The organism is Pseudoduganella sp. jia 12 (genome assembly GCF_055502675.1).
Window position 1 is genome coordinate 196,594 of sequence record NZ_JBUXKP010000007.1, and the last position, 17,665, is coordinate 214,258.

At 66.1% G+C, this 17,665-nt stretch carries 16 protein-coding genes; 8 read left to right on the forward strand and 8 right to left on the reverse strand.

Features of this window, described 5'->3' with window-relative positions; translation table 11 throughout:
• Positions 1–69 precede the first annotated feature (69 nt).
• A complete protein-coding gene (gene oxc, locus ACY65G_RS17230) occupies positions 70–1,776 on the reverse strand; it encodes an oxalyl-CoA decarboxylase (protein ID WP_464998548.1) in 1,707 nt (568 codons plus the stop codon).
• Positions 1,777–1,932: 156 nt separating this feature from the next.
• On the opposite strand from oxc, the gene ACY65G_RS17235 reads away from it, so the two are divergent.
• The gene (locus tag ACY65G_RS17235; RefSeq protein WP_464998549.1) at positions 1,933–2,541 is read left to right on the forward strand and encodes a Crp/Fnr family transcriptional regulator; all 609 of its coding nucleotides are present in this window, start codon (positions 1,933–1,935) and stop codon (positions 2,539–2,541) included.
• 176 nt (positions 2,542–2,717) lie between these two features.
• Positions 2,718–2,867: a hypothetical protein gene (locus tag ACY65G_RS17240; RefSeq protein WP_464998550.1), complete on the forward strand. Its 150-nt coding sequence runs from the start codon at positions 2,718–2,720 to the stop codon at positions 2,865–2,867.
• An 88-nt stretch (positions 2,868–2,955) separates the two neighbouring features.
• Here ACY65G_RS17240 and ACY65G_RS17245 read toward each other — a convergent pair whose 3' ends face one another.
• The 4 genes from ACY65G_RS17245 to ACY65G_RS17260 all read right to left on the reverse strand — a co-directional run bounded on the left by ACY65G_RS17245 (position 2,956) and on the right by ACY65G_RS17260 (position 6,895).
• Complete coding sequence (locus ACY65G_RS17245; protein ID WP_464998712.1) at positions 2,956–3,972, reverse strand: 2-dehydropantoate 2-reductase; 1,017 nt, start codon at positions 3,970–3,972, stop codon at positions 2,956–2,958.
• Between the two features lie 16 nt (positions 3,973–3,988).
• Positions 3,989–4,756 carry a fumarylacetoacetate hydrolase family protein gene (locus ACY65G_RS17250; protein ID WP_464998551.1) on the reverse strand — a complete coding sequence of 256 codons (768 nt, stop codon included), beginning with the start codon at positions 4,754–4,756 and terminating at the stop codon, positions 3,989–3,991.
• A gap of 94 nt (positions 4,757–4,850) precedes the next feature.
• Positions 4,851–6,206 (reverse strand): oxalate/formate MFS antiporter, encoded by a 1,356-nt coding sequence (oxlT, locus tag ACY65G_RS17255; protein ID WP_464998552.1) that lies wholly within the window; start codon positions 6,204–6,206, stop codon positions 4,851–4,853.
• 380 nt (positions 6,207–6,586) lie between these two features.
• The gene (locus tag ACY65G_RS17260) at positions 6,587–6,895 is read right to left on the reverse strand and encodes an HAD family hydrolase (RefSeq protein WP_464998553.1); all 309 of its coding nucleotides are present in this window, start codon (positions 6,893–6,895) and stop codon (positions 6,587–6,589) included.
• Positions 6,896–7,045: 150 nt separating this feature from the next.
• Between ACY65G_RS17260 and ACY65G_RS17265 the strand changes: the two genes are divergently transcribed.
• Positions 7,046–7,972, forward strand: coding sequence for a LysR substrate-binding domain-containing protein (locus ACY65G_RS17265; RefSeq protein WP_464998554.1), 927 nt, complete (start codon positions 7,046–7,048; stop codon positions 7,970–7,972).
• A gap of 82 nt (positions 7,973–8,054) precedes the next feature.
• Here the strand turns inward: ACY65G_RS17265 and ACY65G_RS17270 are convergent, their stop codons facing one another.
• The 3 genes from ACY65G_RS17270 to ACY65G_RS17280 all read right to left on the reverse strand — a co-directional run bounded on the left by ACY65G_RS17270 (position 8,055) and on the right by ACY65G_RS17280 (position 11,481).
• Complete coding sequence (locus ACY65G_RS17270) at positions 8,055–8,996, reverse strand: histone deacetylase family protein (protein WP_464998555.1); 942 nt, start codon at positions 8,994–8,996, stop codon at positions 8,055–8,057.
• A 12-nt stretch (positions 8,997–9,008) separates the two neighbouring features.
• Positions 9,009–10,256, reverse strand: a complete 1,248-nt coding sequence (gene frc, locus ACY65G_RS17275; RefSeq protein ID WP_464998556.1) for a formyl-CoA transferase — start codon at positions 10,254–10,256, stop codon at positions 9,009–9,011.
• A 130-nt stretch (positions 10,257–10,386) separates the two neighbouring features.
• Positions 10,387–11,481, reverse strand: a complete 1,095-nt coding sequence (locus ACY65G_RS17280; RefSeq protein WP_464998557.1) for a substrate-binding domain-containing protein — start codon at positions 11,479–11,481, stop codon at positions 10,387–10,389.
• Between the two features lie 119 nt (positions 11,482–11,600).
• On the opposite strand from ACY65G_RS17280, the gene ACY65G_RS17285 reads away from it, so the two are divergent.
• Genes ACY65G_RS17285 through ACY65G_RS17305 form a run of 5 tightly spaced genes read left to right on the forward strand, consistent with a single transcriptional unit; the run spans position 11,601 to position 17,577 of the window.
• Positions 11,601–12,218: a formate dehydrogenase subunit gamma gene (locus tag ACY65G_RS17285; protein WP_464998558.1), complete on the forward strand. Its 618-nt coding sequence runs from the start codon at positions 11,601–11,603 to the stop codon at positions 12,216–12,218.
• On the forward strand, positions 12,215–13,768 hold the full coding sequence (locus ACY65G_RS17290; RefSeq protein WP_464998559.1) for a formate dehydrogenase beta subunit: 1,554 nt from the start codon (positions 12,215–12,217) through the stop codon (positions 13,766–13,768). Before ACY65G_RS17285 ends, ACY65G_RS17290 begins: the two co-directional genes overlap by 4 nt.
• 10 nt (positions 13,769–13,778) lie before the next feature.
• The gene (gene fdhF / locus ACY65G_RS17295) at positions 13,779–16,664 is read left to right on the forward strand and encodes a formate dehydrogenase subunit alpha (RefSeq protein ID WP_464998560.1); all 2,886 of its coding nucleotides are present in this window, start codon (positions 13,779–13,781) and stop codon (positions 16,662–16,664) included.
• Positions 16,661–16,942, forward strand: coding sequence for a formate dehydrogenase subunit delta (locus ACY65G_RS17300; protein WP_464998561.1), 282 nt, complete (start codon positions 16,661–16,663; stop codon positions 16,940–16,942). The genes fdhF and ACY65G_RS17300 overlap by 4 nt, the downstream gene beginning before the upstream one ends.
• Entirely contained in the window at positions 16,942–17,577 is a 636-nt protein-coding gene (locus ACY65G_RS17305) for a DUF6928 family protein (RefSeq protein WP_464998562.1), read from the forward strand. Before ACY65G_RS17300 ends, ACY65G_RS17305 begins: the two co-directional genes overlap by 1 nt.
• Positions 17,578–17,665 lie beyond the last annotated feature (88 nt).

Here is a 17,665-nt window from a genome sequence, read left to right on the forward strand (position 1 = left end):
GGTCCCCGCGCCGGCACGGGTGATGCCGGCGTCGTGGCAATTCAATGTGGTGGCGGCTTACAGGGCGCTCTACTTCTTGGCGGCGCTTTGCGGGTTCAGGTTCGTCAGGCGCCCGCTTTCGGTACCGGCTGTTTCATCGATGACGGCGTTGATCAGCGCCGGCTTGCCGGCGGCGATCGCCTCGGCCAGTGCGTGCGTCAGTTCCTCGGGCGTGGTGGCGTGGTAGCCGATGCCGCCGAACGCCTCGATCATCTTGTCGTAGCGCGCATTCTTCACGAACACGGTGGGCGCCACGTCCGCGCCGCCGGTGGGATTGACGTCGGTACCGCGGTACACGCCGTTGTTGTTGAAGACGATCGTGGTGACGGGCAGCTGGTAGCGGCAGATCGTTTCCAGCTCCATGCCGGAAAAGCCGAAGGCGCTGTCGCCCTCCACCGCCACCACCGGCTTGCCGCTGGTGACGGCGGCGCCGATGGCGAAGCCCATGCCGATGCCCATGATCCCCCACGTGCCGGAATCGAAGCGCTTGCGCGGCTGGTACTGGTCGATGATGCTGCGCGCGAAATCGAGCGTGTTGGCGCCTTCGTTGACGAGGTTGATATCCGGGTAGTCCTTCAGCACGTCGCGGATGGCGCGCAGCGCGCTATGGAAGTTCATCGGGTCGGGATTCCTGTCCAGCAGCGCCGCCATCTTCGCCGTGTTCTGTTCCTTCTTCTGGGCGATCGCGCCGAGCCATTCGGCGTCGGGCTTGTCGATGCCGGCACTGTCCAGGCCCGCCAGCAAGGCGCCCACGCAGGAACCGATGTCGCCGATCAGCGGCGCGGCGATCGCCACGTTGCTGTCGATTTCCGTGGGCGCGATATCGATCTGCACGAATTGCTTCGGCTTGCCCCACGTCTTGCCCTTGCCGTGCGAGAGGAGCCAGTTCAGGCGGGCCCCGACCAGTACCACCACATCCGCCTCGGCCAGCACGAACGAGCGGGCGGCCGATGCCGATTGCGCATGCGTGTCCGGCAGCAGGCCCTTGGCCATCGACATGGGCAGGTAAGGAATGCCGGTGCGTTCCACGAAGGCGCGGATGTCGGCATCGGCCTGCGCATAGGCGGCTCCCTTGCCGAGCAGGATCAGCGGCTTCTTCGCCTCTTTCAGCAACGCCAGCGCGCGCTCCACGGAGTCGGGGGCCGGCAGCTGGCGCGGCGCCGCATCGACTACCTTGATCAGCGAGCGTTTGGCATGACCGGCTTCGATCGTCTGCGCCAGCAGTTGCGCCGGCAGGTCGAGGTACACGCCGCCGGGCCGGCCGGACACGGCGGCGCGGATGGCGCGCGCGATGCCGACGCCGATGTCCTCCGCCTTCAGCACGCGGAATGCCGCCTTGGCGTGCGGGCGGGCGATGTTCAGCTGGTCCATCTCCTCGTAGTCGCCCTGCTGCAGGTCGACGATCTCGCGCTCGCTGGAACCGGAGATGAGGATCATCGGGAAGCAGTTCGTGGTGGCATTCGCCAGTGCCGTGAGGCCGTTCAGGAAGCCGGGCGCCGAAACCGTCAGGCAGATCCCCGGCTTCTTCGTCATGTAGCCCGCGATGGCGGCGGCGTTGCCGGCGTTCTGCTCGTGGCGGAAGCCGATGAAGCGCATGCCTTCGGCCTGGGCCAGGCGGGCGAGATCCGTGATCGGTATGCCGACCAGGCCGAAAATCGTATCGATGTCGTTGTGCTTCAGCGCATCGATCACGAGGTGGAAGCCGTCGGTGACTTCTACCGATACATTATGGGTCATGATTGTCTCCGGTTATTGTCGGGATGCCTGTCGGTTCGGGCGACATGGCCAGCTGGATCGCCTGGAATTGATCATAGCCAGCGCCAATCGTTTCAATCATTGACCGCGGTCAAGATTCACCGCATGATGTGAATTCATGCAGTTCCACGGCCCGACATGACGCTCATTGCCAACCACCCGGAACGAAACATCATTCGCGCCCAGCTCAAGCAGAACATCGTTCTCAAGGAATTGCGCGACAGCGAAATGGCCGCACTGGAGCCCTACCTCACGGTGACGAATCACCAGAAGGGCGACCTCCTCCTCAACCAGGGCGTGTACGACATGCAGCAGTACTTCATCCTGGATGGCATCCTGAAGCGGCAGGTGACGAACCACGAGGCCAAGGAGATGATCCTGCGCTTCTCGTCGGAACGCGACATCGAGACGAGCTACGCCGCCTGGTGCCTGAAGACGCCGACGCCCTACAGCATCGTGTGCATGACGAAGGCCAGGGTCGCCAGCATGCCGCTGTCGCAGTGGGTGAATTTCCTGCAAAGCCACAGCGTGGTGAAGCAGGCTTTCGAGTACGAGGTGATGAACCTGATGAGCGCCATCATGGCGCACACCATCACGCTGCACCTGCTCGATGCGCCGGGCCGCGTGCACCGCTTCATGCGCAAGTTCCCCGACCTGTTCGAGCGGCTGCCGAAAAAGGAGCTCGCCTACTACCTGAACCTGTCGCCGGAAACGCTGAGCCGTTTGAAGCACCAGGGGAAAATCTGAAAAGCAACAGTTTCTCTGTAACAAGCGAGAAATATTTTTGCCTTATTTTTGAGCGCTTTTTCATAGACAGTCATTCATACATTGAATGACAGATATGGCTGCCGTCAATTGGACCGGGGGTGTGCTGCCTTTATAATCAAAGGCATACACGCTTTCAACCATTCAAGGAGCAGCACATGAACGGTCTCACTGATAGTACAAAGCAGCAAACCAACGGCTTTTCGCTGGGTGAATTCCTCCTGTCGCTGTTCCAGCTGGACGTGCGCGACAAACTGAGCGACCAGCAGCAGGACCGCGAAGAAGCGGCCTATACCTGGGGCCTGTAAGAGCGCGACAAAACAGGACATCGCTTCAGCGATACCGAGGCCGGGACAGCATGCTGTCCCGGTTTTTTTTCGCGCTGGCGGCGTGCCCTTATGCGGCCACGGCCTTCTGCAGCCGCACGCCACCCCGGGCCTGTACCATCGCCTGCTCCAGCAGCTTCACGAGCGCATAGGCGGAGTCGATATGGGGCGTCGCCGTATCGGTCAGGCGTGCCAGCTCGATCACCGAGCCCACCAGCGCATCGATCTCCGGTCCCCTGCCCGCTTCCACGTCCTGCAGCATCGAGGTCTTGTGCTTGCCGATTTTTTCGGCCCCCTCGATGCGCCGATCGAGCGTGACGCGGAAGGCGATGCCCAGCTTGGCGGCCACGTCTTCCGCCTCGCGCATCATGTTCGCCGCCAGGTTGCGCGCCAGTGGATGCTGGCAGATGTCCACCAGCGTGGAATGTGCCAGCGCGCTGATGGGATTGAAGCTGAGGTTGCCCCACAGCTTCAGCCAGATTTCCGCCCGGATGTTTTCCAGCACGGGGGCTTTCAGGCCCGCGTGTTCGAAGCACGCGGCCACGGCACGCGCCCGCGCACTGGTGCTGCCATCGAGCTCGCCGAGCGGGAAGCGATTGCCTTCGATATGGCGGATCGCGCCCGGCGACACCAGCTCGGCGGCCGGGTAGACCACGCAGCCGAGGATGCGCGCGGGCGGGATGCGCTGCGCCAGCACGCCCGCCGGGTCCACGCTGAGCACGGGGCGCCCTTCGAACGCGCCGCCATGGCGATGGAAGTACCAGAACGGAATGCCGTTCTGCATCGTCACCACGACCGTATCGGGGCCGAACAGGTGGCCGATGCTGTCCGCCACGTCCACCACCTGGTGCGCCTTCAGCGCGACGATGACGATATCCTGCGGCCCGGCCGCGGCATAGTCGTTCGTGGCGCGCACCCGGGCCGCCACCTGCACCTGGCCGCACGCCTCGATCAGCCTGATGCCGCGGTTGCGGATGGCCTCCAGGTTCGCGCCGCGCACGAGGAAGGTCACGTCCTCGCCCGCCAGCGCCAGCCGCGCGCCCACCAGGCCGCCGATGGCACCCGCTCCAATCACTGCGATCTTCATCATATGCTCCTTGGTTTTACTCGAAACGGTTGCTGAGCCGGCCGATGCCGTCGATCTCCACGACGACCGTGCTGCCCGGCCGCATCGAGCCCACACCGACCGACGTGCCGCACAGCAGCAGGTCGCCCGGTTCCAGCGTCATGTCCTGCGACACGCGGCTGACGAGTTCGGCGACGGAAAACACCATGTCGTTGACCGGGTAGTCCTGGCGCACCTCGTCGTTCAGGATCGTGCGCACCACCAGCATCGCGGGATCGAGCCCGGTGGCGACCACGGGGCCGAACGGGCAGAACGTATCGAAGCCCTTGGCGCGCACCCATTGGGGGAAGGTGGGATCGCGGCCGATGATGTCGCTCACGGTCACGTCGTTGGCGCAGGTGTAGCCGAAGATGTGCTCCGCCGCATGCTCGACGGCGACGCCGCTGCATGTGCGGCCGATCACGATCGCCAGTTCGCCTTCGAAGGCCACCTTGCCTTCGCAGCGCGGCCTGCGGATCGTGCCGCCCGGCGCCAGGAACGAAGTGGGAGGTTTCATCAGGTACAGCGGTTCGGCCGGCGGCGGCAGGCCAAGCTTCTTGCCAAGAGCGTGGAAATTGTTCCACATCGCCAGCACCTTGCCCGGCACGACCGGGGTGTACAGCTCGACGTCGGCAAGATGGAGGGCGATGTCGGTGCGTTGCGGCGCGTCGAACATGTCGCCCTTGAAGACGCGGATCTTGTCGCCCTCGAGGGTACCAAAGCGAACGGTATCGAGATGCCTGAAACGAATCCAGTGCTGGATCATGGAAGCCTCCGTGGGATGGCGGCGAGCAGGTATAAGGGCGTGGGAAGCCCGCGCGCGCGGATGGCGCACGCGGGACCCCGAGGAGAAACGTGGATCAGGTGATGATGCGGGCCGCGGTGGCCGTGCCGGCGCTGGCGCTCATGACCTTGTCGTCGTCATGCACGCTGACCATGCCGGAAGACTCTTCGATGAAGCGCTTGCGCATCGGGCGCAGTACCCACCAGGCCATGATGGCGGCCACCGCGTTCATGCCGCAGCCGACGAAGAACACCGCTTCCCAGCTGCCCGTCATGGCGGTGATGATGCTCGAGATCGGCACGAAGATCGATGCCGTGCCCTTCGCCGTATACATCAGCCCGGCGTTGCCGGCGGCGTTGCGGGTACCGAACGTGTCGGCCGTGGTGGCAGGGAACAGGCTGTAGATCTCGCCCCAGGCAAAGAACACCAGCCCGGTCAGGATGACGAACATGATCGGGTCACGACCGAAGTAGTACAGCAGGATGATGCCCACCGATTCCAGTGCGAAGGCGATGAACATCGTCTTTTCCCGGCCGATCTGGTCCGATACCCAGCCGAAGAATGGCCGCGTCAACCCGTTCAGCACCCGGTCGATCGCCAGGGCGAACGTCAGGGCCGGCAGGACCATGCCCATGACGTTGAACTTCACGCCGTCGATCTCGAAGTCGGTTGCGATCGGGCCCATTTGCGCGGTGGCCATCAGGCCGCCGGCGGCGACCAGCACGAACATCGTGTACATCACCCAGAACACCGGAGTGCGCACCATCTGCGAGGGCTTGAAGTCGGCCGTTGTCTGCAGCACGTTCGGATTGACCTTCTTCTTGACGGCCTTGCTTGCGGTGTGGGGCGGACGCACCATCATCAGTGCCAGCAGGATGACGATCGCTCCCTGGCCGATGCCGAAGTACAGGAACGTGTCCTGGTAGCCGCGTTCCGCGATCATGTTCGAGATCGGGATGATGGTGGCGGCCGAGCCGGCGCCGAAGCCTGCCGCGGTCAGGCCCGCGGCCAGGCCGCGGCGGTCCGGGAACCATTTCAGGGACTGGCCCACGCAGGTGCCGTAGACGGCGCCGGCGCCGATGCCGCTGACGGCTGCGGCGATGTACAGCACGGCCAGGGTGCTGGCATACGAGTTCATCACCCAGCCGATTGCGCACAGCAGGCCGCCGAACAGCACCACGGGGCGCGGGCCCCATTTGTCCACCGCCCAGCCTTCCACCGGCACGAGCCAGGTTTCGGTCAGGATGAAGATCGTGAACGCCACCTGGATCGATGCCTTGGTCCAGCCATGGGCTTCGGCGAGGGGATTGACGAACAGGGTCCAGCCATACTGCAGGTTGGCGATCATGGCCATGCAGATGATGCCCATGATCAGTTGCATCCAGCGGAACGATGCTGGCCTTTCGATAGCGGTCGGTGCGTCGGTTTTCATGCAATGTCTCCCATCTGGTTTTTCAGCGCTGTTCTGGTATCCCTGTGCGGGTACCGCTGTGTGCTTGCATCAGTGGCCGGATCGCGTGGCGGGTGGCTCGCCCGGCAACGGAATGGGGCTTCGCAAACGGTGCCTGGCGATGCTGCGGTGCAGTAGGTGGCTCATGTTGTTGTCTCCTCTATGAATCTGTGGATCCGCGCGGAAGCTGCCGAAAGACTCTGGAACCTGGATCGGGCCACGGCCGCTTGGCCGCGCCCCGATCCCTTATTTGAAGTTCAACAGATGAACCGATTGTGAAAGAACATATTTCGCAACTCCTTGACCGCGGTTAAGAATCAAAAAATCGTTACAAGTAGTAGCATCCGCACACACGTCGCACATCAGACGCCGATCTGCGGCTGGCGCAGTTCGCGCCAGTCGATCGCCGCCGCCGGATCGCTGCCGGCCGCCTGGCAGCGCTCTTCGCAGCGGTCCTTGGTGGCGACGATCGCGTCGATGAGGAAGTCCGCGTCGTAGACGGCGAGAAGGTGCCCTTGGTGGCGCGCCAGATAGTCGTGGATGCAGGCGCGCTCCGCGCCGATATCGGGCAACCGGCACCCCGCTTCCCAGTACCAGGGCAGGTCCAGTTCATGGAAGGCCGCATTCCAGGCATTGCGTTGCGCCGCGGCGGCGTCGCTGGTGTTCGTCATGGTCTCCTCCGTTGTCGTGATACCGAGAAGTCCATATTAAGCATGCTGGATGATTAGCAAAATTCAAAGTTTTTAGGGATAATCATCAAGCATCGTTTATAGCTGCAACCTTGCCTGCAACCACACCTGCAACATCCCACCGGGAGCGCCATGCGGAATGCGACACTGCGCCAGCTGAAGATCTTCGAGGCGGTAGCCCGCCACCTGAGTTTTTCCAGGGCTGCCACGGAACTGCACCTCACGCAGCCGGCGGTATCGACGCAGATCCGCACGCTCGAAGCCCACGCCGGCGCCACGCTGTTCGAGCAGCTCGGCAAGAAGACCTACCTGACCCAGGCGGGCGCCGAGCTGTTGCCTTATTGCCGCGCCATCATCGCCCAGTTCGAGCAGGCCGACACGGCGATGGCCCAGCATCGCGGCATCGCCGGCGGCCGCCTGGACGTGGCGGTGATCAGCGCCGGCGATTATTTCTTTCCCCAGCTGATGATGGCGTTCGCGCGCCGCCATCCCGGCGTGAAACTGAACCTGACGGTGCACAACCGCGAAGAATTGCTGGAGCAGCTGTCGGACAACCGCACCGATCTCGCCGTGATGGTGCGCCCGCCCGTGCACGACACGCAGAACGACGCGTTCGCCCCCCACCCCTACGTCATCGTGGCCGCGCCGCAGCACCCGCTGGCGGCGCCCGGCCGCGAGCCGATCGGCCTGCGCGAGCTGGTGCGGCACCCGTTCGTGGTGCGCGAACGCGGCTCGGACACCTGGCATTCGATGGAGGATGCATTCGGCACCCGGCTCGACGAGCTGCAGGTGGCCATGGAAATCAAGAGCACGGAGACGATCAAGCAGGCCGTGATCGCGGGGATCGGCCTGGGCTTCCTGTCGGCGCATACGATCGGCCGCGAGGTGGCGGCAGGCAGCCTGGTGGTGGTGCCCGCCGAGCGTTTTCCGCTCATGTTGAACTGGTATGTGGTGCACCGCCGCGAAAAGCGCCTGCCGCCCGTGGCCCACGCGTTCCGCCAGTTCCTCCTCGAGGATGGCGCGGAGTGGATCGGGCGGCTGATTCCGACGGCAGGATGAGGCAGCCCGCGAGGCGGGCCTGCCGGTGGCGGCATGGCGCCAGCCACCGGCGGCACTGGCGGTGCGACAGCCTTCGATGTCCTCAGTTGCCCATCAGCGCCCGCACATGCTCGGTAGTGCCGCCGGCCAGGCCGGCGCCGCTGTAGCCGCCCTCGAGCACGGAAACGATACGCCCCGCGCACACGTCCGCGGCGATCGCCATCACTTCCCGCGTGATCCAGCCAAAGTCCTCGTCGTCCAGCGCCAGCTGTGCCAGCGGGTCGAGACGGTGCGCGTCGAAGCCCGCCGAGACGAGGATCAGCTCCGGTGCGAACGCGCGCAGGGCCGGCAGCAGCCGCATCGCCATGCTGTTGCGGAATGCCTGCGAACCGCAGCCGGGCGGCAGCGGCACGTTGACGATGTTGCCGCTGCCGCCCCGCTCGTGCGCCGCGCCCGTGCCCGGGTACAGCGGCGACTGGTGGCTGGAGCCGAAGAACAGCCGCGGCTCGTCGTAGAACGCGGCCTGCGTGCCGTTGCCATGGTGGACATCGAAATCGATGACGGCCACCCGCGCCAGCCCGTGGGCATGCAGCGCGTGCATGGCGGCGATCGCCACCTGGTTGAAGATGCAGAAGCCCATCGCCCGATCCGGTTCGGCATGGTGGCCGCACGGCCGCGTGGCGCAGAACACATTCAGGGCTTCCCCCGCCAGCACGGCGTCGACGCCGGCGCAGGCGGCGCCCACGCAGCGCATCACCGCGTCGAGCGAGCCGGGCGACATCGCCGTGTCGCCGCCATCGAGCAGCACCACGCCCTGCCGGGGCGCCATCGCCGTGACGGTATCGACATAGTCCGCGTCATGCACCAGCAGCACCTGCTCGCGGGTGCCGCGCGGCGCCTCGCGCCACGCCAGCGCCGTGAATTCCGGTTTCCATAACGCGCCCATCACCGCATGCAGGCGCTCGGGCGACTCCGGGTGGCCGGGGCCTGGAAGATGCTCCAGGCAGTCGGGATGGAACATGACCATCGTGCCTGGCTTGTCCATGATGTCTCCGTGTCAGATGACGCGCCCGGCCCGCAGCGCCGCGATCTCTTCGTCGCCGTAGCCCAGCTGGCCGAGCACTTCCTCGGTATGCTCGCCCAGCAGCGGCGAGCGCCGCACCACCGTGGGGCTGTCGGACAGCTTGATGGGATTGCCGACCGTCAGGTAGGGGCCGCGCTCCGGATGATCGACCTCGACGATCGTGCCGGTGGCCCGCAGCGAAGGTTCCTCGGCCAGTTCCTTCATCGACAGGATCGGCCCGCAGGGAATGTCGTCGCGGTTGAGGATGTCCATGACCTCGAACTTCGTCAGCGTCTTCGTCCATTCCTCGACGGTGGCGAAGATCTGCATCAGGTGCGGCAGCCGGGCGCGCGGCGTGGCGTAGGCCGGGTCTCTGATCCACCCCTCACGCCCGATCACGCGGCAGATCGCCGGCCACACCGCGGCCTGGGCGATGAAGTAGATGTAGGCGTTCGGATCGCTCTCCCAGCCCTTGCACTTGAGGATCCAGCCAGGCTGACCACCACCGGACGCGTTGCCGGCGCGGGGCACCGAGTCGCCGAACTGGCCGGTGGCGAATTGCGGATACTCTTCCATCACGCCATTGCGCGCCAGGCGCTGCTGGTCGCGCAGCTTCACCCGGCACAGGTTCAGCACCGCATCCTGCATGGCGATCTGCACACGCTGACCGCGGCCGGTGGCGGTGCGCTGGAACAGCGCGGTGACGATGCCCAGCGCCAGGTGCAGGCCGCTGCCGCTGTCGCCGATCTGCGCGCCCGTGACGACGGGCGGCCCGTCGTCGAAGCCGGTCGTGGCGGCGGCGCCGCCGGCGCATTGCGCCACGTTCTCGTACACCTTGCAGTCCTCGTAGGGTCCCGGACCGAAGCCCTTCACGGAGGCGACGATCATGCGCGGGTTCAGCTGGCTGATGCGCTCCCACGAAAAACCCATGCGGTCCAGCGCGCCGGGCGCAAAATTCTCCACCAGCACATCGCAGTCGCGGATCAGCGTTTCCAGCACCGCCTTGCCGGCCGGCTGCTTGGTATCGAGCGTCATCGAGCGCTTGTTATGGTTCAGCATCGTGAAGTACAGGCTGTCCACCTCGGGAATGTCGCGCAGCTGGGCGCGCGTGGCATCGCCCTCGCCGGCCCGTTCGACCTTGATCACGTCGGCGCCGAACCAGGCCAGCAGCTGGGTGCAGGTGGGGCCCGACTGCACATGGGTGAAATCGAGAATGCGAATGCCTTCCAAAGCCTTGCTCATGCCGGTCTCCTCGGTTGATGGGCTGATTTTTTTCTATTCTGCGCTGCCCGATGAGCCCGGGCAATCATTTGTCCTGTGTCGGATGCAACCCATCATAACGGCCCGGCACACGCCCGATCATTGACCGCGGTTAAGTTTGGCCAGATAGAGCCTGGCCAGGTAAAAACAGCGCGGCCAGGTCGGCGCGCGTGCCGGCCAGCGCGCCATCGTAGCCCGGCAGGTCGGCCAGCGCGGCGCGGAACCGGTCGTGGGTCATCGCCGCGGCAACCGTGGCAAGCATGGGCTGGGCAAGCGCCGCCCTGTCGCAGGCGAGGAAATAGCGCTCGCGGCACACGGGAATGAATTCGAGGCCGAAGCGGCGCGCCGCCGTCTCCACGCCAAAACTGATGTCCGCCATGCCGCTCGCCACGTAGGCCGCCACCGCCGCGTGCGTGAACTCGGCGCTGTCGTGGCCGACGATGGCTGCCGGGTCGACCCCCTGCTCCGCCAGCAGCAGCTCGAGCAGCACGCGGGTGCCCGAGCCCTGCTGCCGGTTGACGAAGCGCAGGTCGTCCCGTGCCAGGTCGGCCAGCCCCGTCACGCCCTTCGGATTGCCGCGCGCCACGAACAGGCCCAGTTCGCGGTAGGCCAGGTGCAGGAAGGCATGGCGTTCTTCGTTCAGCCAGGGGCGGTAGCTCGCCGCGGCCGCCTCCTCGAACCGCCCCACCGGCAGGTGGAAACCGGCCAGGTCGCACTCGCCCCGGGCCAGGGCCGCCACCGCCTCGGTGCTGCTGCGGTAATTGATGTCCACGGTCACGCCCTCGTCGCGCAGCTGCGCCACCAGCGCCGCCACGGCAAAGCCGTGCGATGCCGTCAGCCGCACGCCTTGCGCATCGGCGGCCAGCACGCGCACCAGCTCCTGCTGCAGCTCGGACGCCAGGCTGTCGAGGAGCGGAGAGAGCCGCGCATTGATGCGGCGGTCCGCCCACATCAGCTTCTCGGCCAGCGGGGTCAGCACGGTACCCTGCCCGCGCACCTTGTGCACGAGTTCAGCGCCGAACTGTTCGCTGAACTGCTGCAGCAGGCCCCAGGCGTGGCGGTACGACATGCGGCCCTGGGCCGCCGCCTTGCTGATGCTGCCCGTTTCGCTGACGGCGGCCAGCAAGGACAGCAGCGCAGGCAGCGCGGTGGCGTTTCCCCGCGCGTCGCGCAGGAACCAGTCGGGCCGGATTTCGACTTTGAGCATATGCAAAATCCTTCCTATTGAAGCCGTGTTTATAGGGTGATAGTCTGAATTTACACGATAAAACATGTGCCGCATATGCAAGCCCGAACATAAGCGGATGCATTCACCAAGGAGACGCCATGCCCACCGCCACAGTTTCCCCTGCTCCTGCTTCTGTTCCTGCGCCTGTTTCCGCTCCCGTCACCGCTGCCGCCCTCGCGGCCATCGACGGTATCCTGGCCGACGTGTTCGCCCGCCTCGGCGACCGCCAGGACCAGCTGCTGCCCGTGCTGCACGGCCTGCAGGATGGCGTTGGCTACATTCCGCCGGAACGCGTGCCGGAGATCGCCCGGCATTTCAACCTGTCCCGCGCGGAGGTGCATGGCGTGATCACCTTCTACCATTATTTCCGCAGCGAGCCGCCGCCCCGCTGCGTGATCCAGGTGTGCCGCGCGGAGGCGTGCCAGAGCATGGGGGCGGACCAGCTGCTCGAACATGCGCAGTCCGCGCTGGGTTGCAGCCTGCATGGGCACAGCGCCGATGGCGCGTTCGGCCTGGAGCCGGTGTACTGCCTGGGGCAGTGCGCCAGCGCGCCGGCGCTGACCATCAACGAGGCCGTGTTCGCCCGCGTGACGCCGGCGCGCTTCGATGCGCTCGTCGCCGGCGTGCTGGCGGACGATATGAGAACAAGCGCAATGCAGGCGAGCAGCATTCAGGCAAGCAGCATTCAGGCAAGCACCGTACAGGAGGCCGTATGACGACGATGCGTATCCACGTGCCCTGCGATTCCGCGGCGCTGGCGGTCGGCGCCGACGAGGTTGCGGCGGCCATTGCCGCCGAGGCGCTGCGACGCGGTCTCGACATCCGCGTGCTGCGCAACGGCACGCGCGGCCTGCTGTGGCTTGAAACGCTGGTGGAAGTGGAAACCCCGGCCGGCAGGTTCGGTTTCGGGCCGGTGGAAGCGGCGGACGTGCCGGCGCTGTTCGATGCCGCCTGGTCGCCGGGCCATCCGCTCGCCCTCGGCCTCGTGGCGGAGATTCCCTACCTGGCGCGCCAGCAGCGGCTCACGTTCGCCCGCGTCGGCATCACCGAGCCCCGCTCGCTGGCGGACTATATCGCCCACGATGGCTATCGTGGCCTGCGCAAGGCGCTCGACATGGCCCCGGCGGCCATTGTCGCGGAAGTGACCGCATCGGGCCTGCGGGGCCGTGGCGGTGCCGCCTTCCCCACCGGGATCAAGTGGAACACCGTGCTCAAGGCGCCCGGCAGCGAAAAATACATCGTCTGCAATGCCGACGAAGGCGATTCCGGCACGTTCGCCGACCGCATCATCATGGAAAGCGATCCCTTCGTGCTCGTCGAGGGCATGACGATCGCCGGCATCGCCGTCGGCGCCGCGCGTGGCTACATCTATGTGCGCAGCGAATACCCGCACGCGATCGCCCGGCTGGAAGCTGCCATTTCCCTGGCGCGCCACCATGGCTACCTGGGCGCGAACGTGCTGGGCTCCGGCCGTGCGTTCGAGCTCGAGGTGCGCAAGGGCGCCGGCGCGTACATCTGCGGCGAGGAAACGGCGTTGCTGGAAAGCGTGGAGGGCAAGCGCGGCATCGTGCGCGCCAAGCCCCCGCTGCCCGCGCTGGCGGGGCTGTTCGGCAAGCCCACCGTGATCAACAACGTGCTGTCGCTGGCCACCGTGCCCATCATCCTGGACAAGGGCGCCGCCTACTACCAGGACTACGGCATGGGCCGCTCGCGCGGCACCCTGCCCGTGCAGCTGGCCGGGAACATCAGGCATGGGGGCCTGATCGAACTGGCCTTCGGCGTCACGCTGCGCGAGATCCTGTACGACTACGGCGGCGGCAGCGCGTCGGGCCGGCCCATCAAGGCCGTGCAGGTGGGCGGGCCGCTGGGCGCCTACCTGCCCGAGTCGCAGTGGGACACCCCGCTCGACTACGAAGCCTTCGCGGCGCTGTGGGCGGTGCTGGGCCATGGCGGCATCGTGGTGCACGACGACCGGGCCGACATGGCGAAGCTGGCCCGCTATGCGATGGCATTCTGCGCCATCGAATCGTGCGGGAAATGCACGCCGTGCCGCATCGGCTCCACGCGTGGCGTGGAGGTGATCGACAAGATCCGCGAAGGCACGCAGCGCACGCAACATGTGGTGCTGTTGCGCGACCTGTGCGACACCATGCTCAATGGTTCGCTGTGCGCGATGGGCGGCATGACGCCCTATCCCGTGCTGTCGGCCCTGAACCACTTCCCGGAAGATTTCGGCCAGGCCGACACTTCGCAACATGCCGCCTGAGGAGAACACGATGATCGAAACCATCCTGGCCCGCGACCTGGGCACACCGCCACCGGCCGTGATCACCGACTACGTCACGCTGCAGGTCGACGGCCAGCGCGTGACCGTGCCCGCCGGCACGTCGGTAATGCGCGCGGCCGCGCTGTCCGGCATCAATATCCCCAAGCTGTGCGCCACCGACAGCCTGGAACCGTTCGGCTCCTGCCGGCTGTGCCTCGTGGAGATCGACGGCCGCCGCGGCTATCCCGCCTCGTGCACCACGCCGGCCGAGGAAGGCATGGTCGTGCGCACACAGTCCGCCAAGCTGCAGCAGCTGCGCAAGGGCGTGATGGAACTGTACATCTCCGACCACCCGCTCGACTGCCTCACCTGCCCGGCCAACGGCGCCTGCGAACTGCAGGACATGGCGGGCGTGACGGGCCTGCGCGAGGTGCGCTACGGCTACGAGGGCGACAACCACCTGAAGCTGAAGAAGGACGAATCGAACCCCTACTTCACGTTCGACTCGTCGAAATGCATCGTCTGCAACCGCTGCGTGCGCGCCTGCGAGGAAACCCAGGGCACGTTCGCGCTGACGATCTCCGGCCGCGGCTTCGAGTCGCGCGTGTCGGCCGGCCAGGGCGAAGCGTTCATGGAATCGGAGTGCGTGTCGTGCGGCGCCTGCGTGGAAGCCTGCCCGACGGCGACGCTGACGGAAAAGTCGGTGATCTGGCTGGGCCAGGCGGAGCACAGCATCACGACCACTTGCGCCTATTGCGGCGTGGGTTGCTCGCTGAACGCGGAAATGAAGGGCAACGAGGTGGTGCGCATGGTGCCGGCGAAGGACGGCAAGGCCAACGAAGGCCATGCGTGCGTGAAGGGCCGCTTCGCATGGGGCTATGCCACGCACAAGGACCGCATCACGAAGCCGATGATCCGCGCGAAGATCACCGATCCGTGGCGCGAAGTGTCGTGGGACGAGGCGCTCGATTACGCGGCATCGGAATTCCGCCGCATCCAGGCGAAACACGGCCGCGATGCGATCGGCGGCATCGTGTCGTCGCGCTGCACGAACGAGGAAGGCTACCTGGTGCAGAAGCTGGTGCGCGCCGCATTCGGCAACAACAATGTGGACACCTGCGCACGGGTTTGCCACTCGCCCACCGGCTATGGCCTGAAGCAGACGCTGGGCGAATCGGCCGGCACGCAGAGCTTCAAGTCGATCGAGCATACCGACGTGGTGCTTGTGATCGGCGCCAACCCCACGGACGGGCACCCGGTGTTCGGTTCGCGCATGAAGCGGCGACTGCGCCAGGGCGCGCGGCTGATCGTCATCGACCCGCGCCGCATCGACCTGATCAAGTCGCCGCACGTGCGCGCCGACCACCACCTGCAACTGCGGCCGGGCACCAACGTGGCCGTGCTGTCCGCGCTGGCCCACGTGATCGTCACCGAGGGCCTGCTGGCCGAGGCATTCATCGAAGAACGCTGCGAGGACCGCGCCTTCCTGCAGTGGCGCGACTTCGTGGCCCAGCCGGCCAATTCGCCGGAAGCGACGGAAAGCGTGACGGGCGTGCCCCCTGCGGAACTGCGCGCGGCGGCACGGCTGTATGCCACCGGCGGCAACGCGGCGATCTACTATGGCCTGGGCGTGACGGAGCATGCGCAGGGTTCGACGGCCGTGATGGCCATCGCCAACCTGGCCATGGCCACGGGGAACGTGGGCCGCGAAGGCGTGGGCGTCAATCCGCTGCGTGGCCAGAACAATGTGCAGGGCTCGTGCGACATCGGCTCCTTCCCCCACGAATTGCCCGGCTATCGCCACGTTTCCGACAGTACCGTGCGGGGCCTGTTCGAACAGGCCTGGGGCGTGCCCCTGCAGGACGAGCCGGGCCTGCGTATCCCGAACATGTTCGATGCGGCCCTCGATGGCAGCTTCCTGGGCCTGTACTGCCAGGGCGAGGACATCGTGCAGTCCGATCCCAATACGCAGCACGTGACGGCGGCACTGTCGGCGATGGAGTGCATCGTGGTGCAGGACATCTTCCTGAACGAGACGGCGAAGTACGCGCACGTGCTGCTGCCCGGCTCCTCGTTCCTGGAAAAGGATGGCACGTTCACCAATGCCGAGCGGCGCATCTCGCGCGTGCGCAAGGTGATGCCGCCGCGCGCCGGCCTGGCGGACTGGGAAGCGACGATGGCGCTGTCGAACCGGCTGGGCTATCCGATGAATTACCGGCATCCTTCGGAGATCATGGACGAGATCGCGCGGCTGACGCCCACGTTCGCGGGCGTCAGCTATCGCCGGCTCGATGAGCTGGGCAGTATCCAGTGGCCGTGCAACGACGCGGCGCCGGAAGGCACGCCGACGATGCATGTGGATGCGTTCGTGCGCGGCAAGGGCCGCTTCATCATCACGCAATACGTGGCCACCAGCGAAAAGGTCACGCGCAAGTATCCGCTGATCCTGACCACGGGGCGTATCCTGTCCCAGTACAACGTGGGCGCGCAGACGCGCCGCACCGAGAACGTGCAGTGGCATGCGGAAGACCGGCTGGAAATCCACCCGCACGATGCGCAGGAGCGCGGCATCCGGGACGACGACTGGGTGGGCATCCAGAGCCGCGCCGGCGAGACCGTGCTGCGCGCGCTGGTGACGGAGCGCATGCAGCCGGGCGTGGTCTACACCACCTTCCACTTCCCCGAATCGGGCGCCAACGTGATCACGACCGAAAACTCCGACTGGGCCACCAACTGCCCCGAGTACAAGGTGACCGCCGTGCAGGTGATGCCGGTGCAGCAGCCTTCCGAATGGCAGCGCGAGTACCGGCGCTTCAATACGGCGCAGCTGGGGCTGGCCGACCCGGGGCTGGTCATGGACGGGGCGGACGATGCCCTGCTGGAGGTGCGCGGATGAACATCGACAACCTGGTCACGATGGCCAACCAGATCGGCAGTTTCTATGCTTCCTTCCCCGACCGCGAGGAAGCCCAGACGGGCATCGCCCAGCACATCCAGCGCTACTGGGCGCCGCGCATGCGCAGCCGGCTTTACCTGCACATGGATACGGCACGTGGCGAGGGCCTCGACCCTATCGTGCTGGGCGCCCTCGCGGCGCACCGCGCCGGGCATGACGCGCCGGCCGTGAATACGTCGGTGCCCGAGGACGCCGATACGGGCGGAGACGCGGGGTAATGCGCGGCAACGGCCTGCTGCGCTGGGAGTTGTCCATCGTGTGCGTCACGAACCGGCCGGGCAGCTTTGGCGCCGACATGGACAACGCTCCGGAGCGCGCAGCGCAATTGCAGCGCGCGATCGCTGTCGACGGTTACCGCCATGCCGGCGAAGTCAGCCTGTGGAACGCCCTGTATCCGGAAGACGACAGCATGTGCGTCGGCGCCTACCCCGGCGGTGTGCTGATCTGTCACGCCGACCTGGCCGGGGCGCTCATCCATGGCAATGCCTGGTCGCGCGTCAATCGCAGCCTGCGGCCCGATTTCCGGGAAACCGTGCTGCACCTGTTCCCCGGTGGCGAAGTGATGTCGCTCGCGCTGCATTGCGTGAACAGCCTTTGGGGGTTCAGCGCCTATCGCGCTGCCCGGCGCATACGCACCGTTGCCGGCTCGGCCGAAGACGGCGTGTTCGTGGACAGCGGGGTACCGCTGCCCGAAGAAGTGCCCGTGCTGGCGCGGGCCACGTCCACCATGCTGGACTTGCCCGCGGCTGGCGAAGACCTGGTGCTGGCCGCCTCGGCCAGGATGTTCGGATCGCGCATCGACTTGCTGCGCGGCACCGGCCCGGTGCTCAGCCATTATCGCTTGCAAAAATAATTCACGCCGCCTGCATCCAATCGGGCTGCCCGCGCGTAGTACACGCACAACATTGCCATCCCGGCAGCTGTTGAGCCCACAACTACCG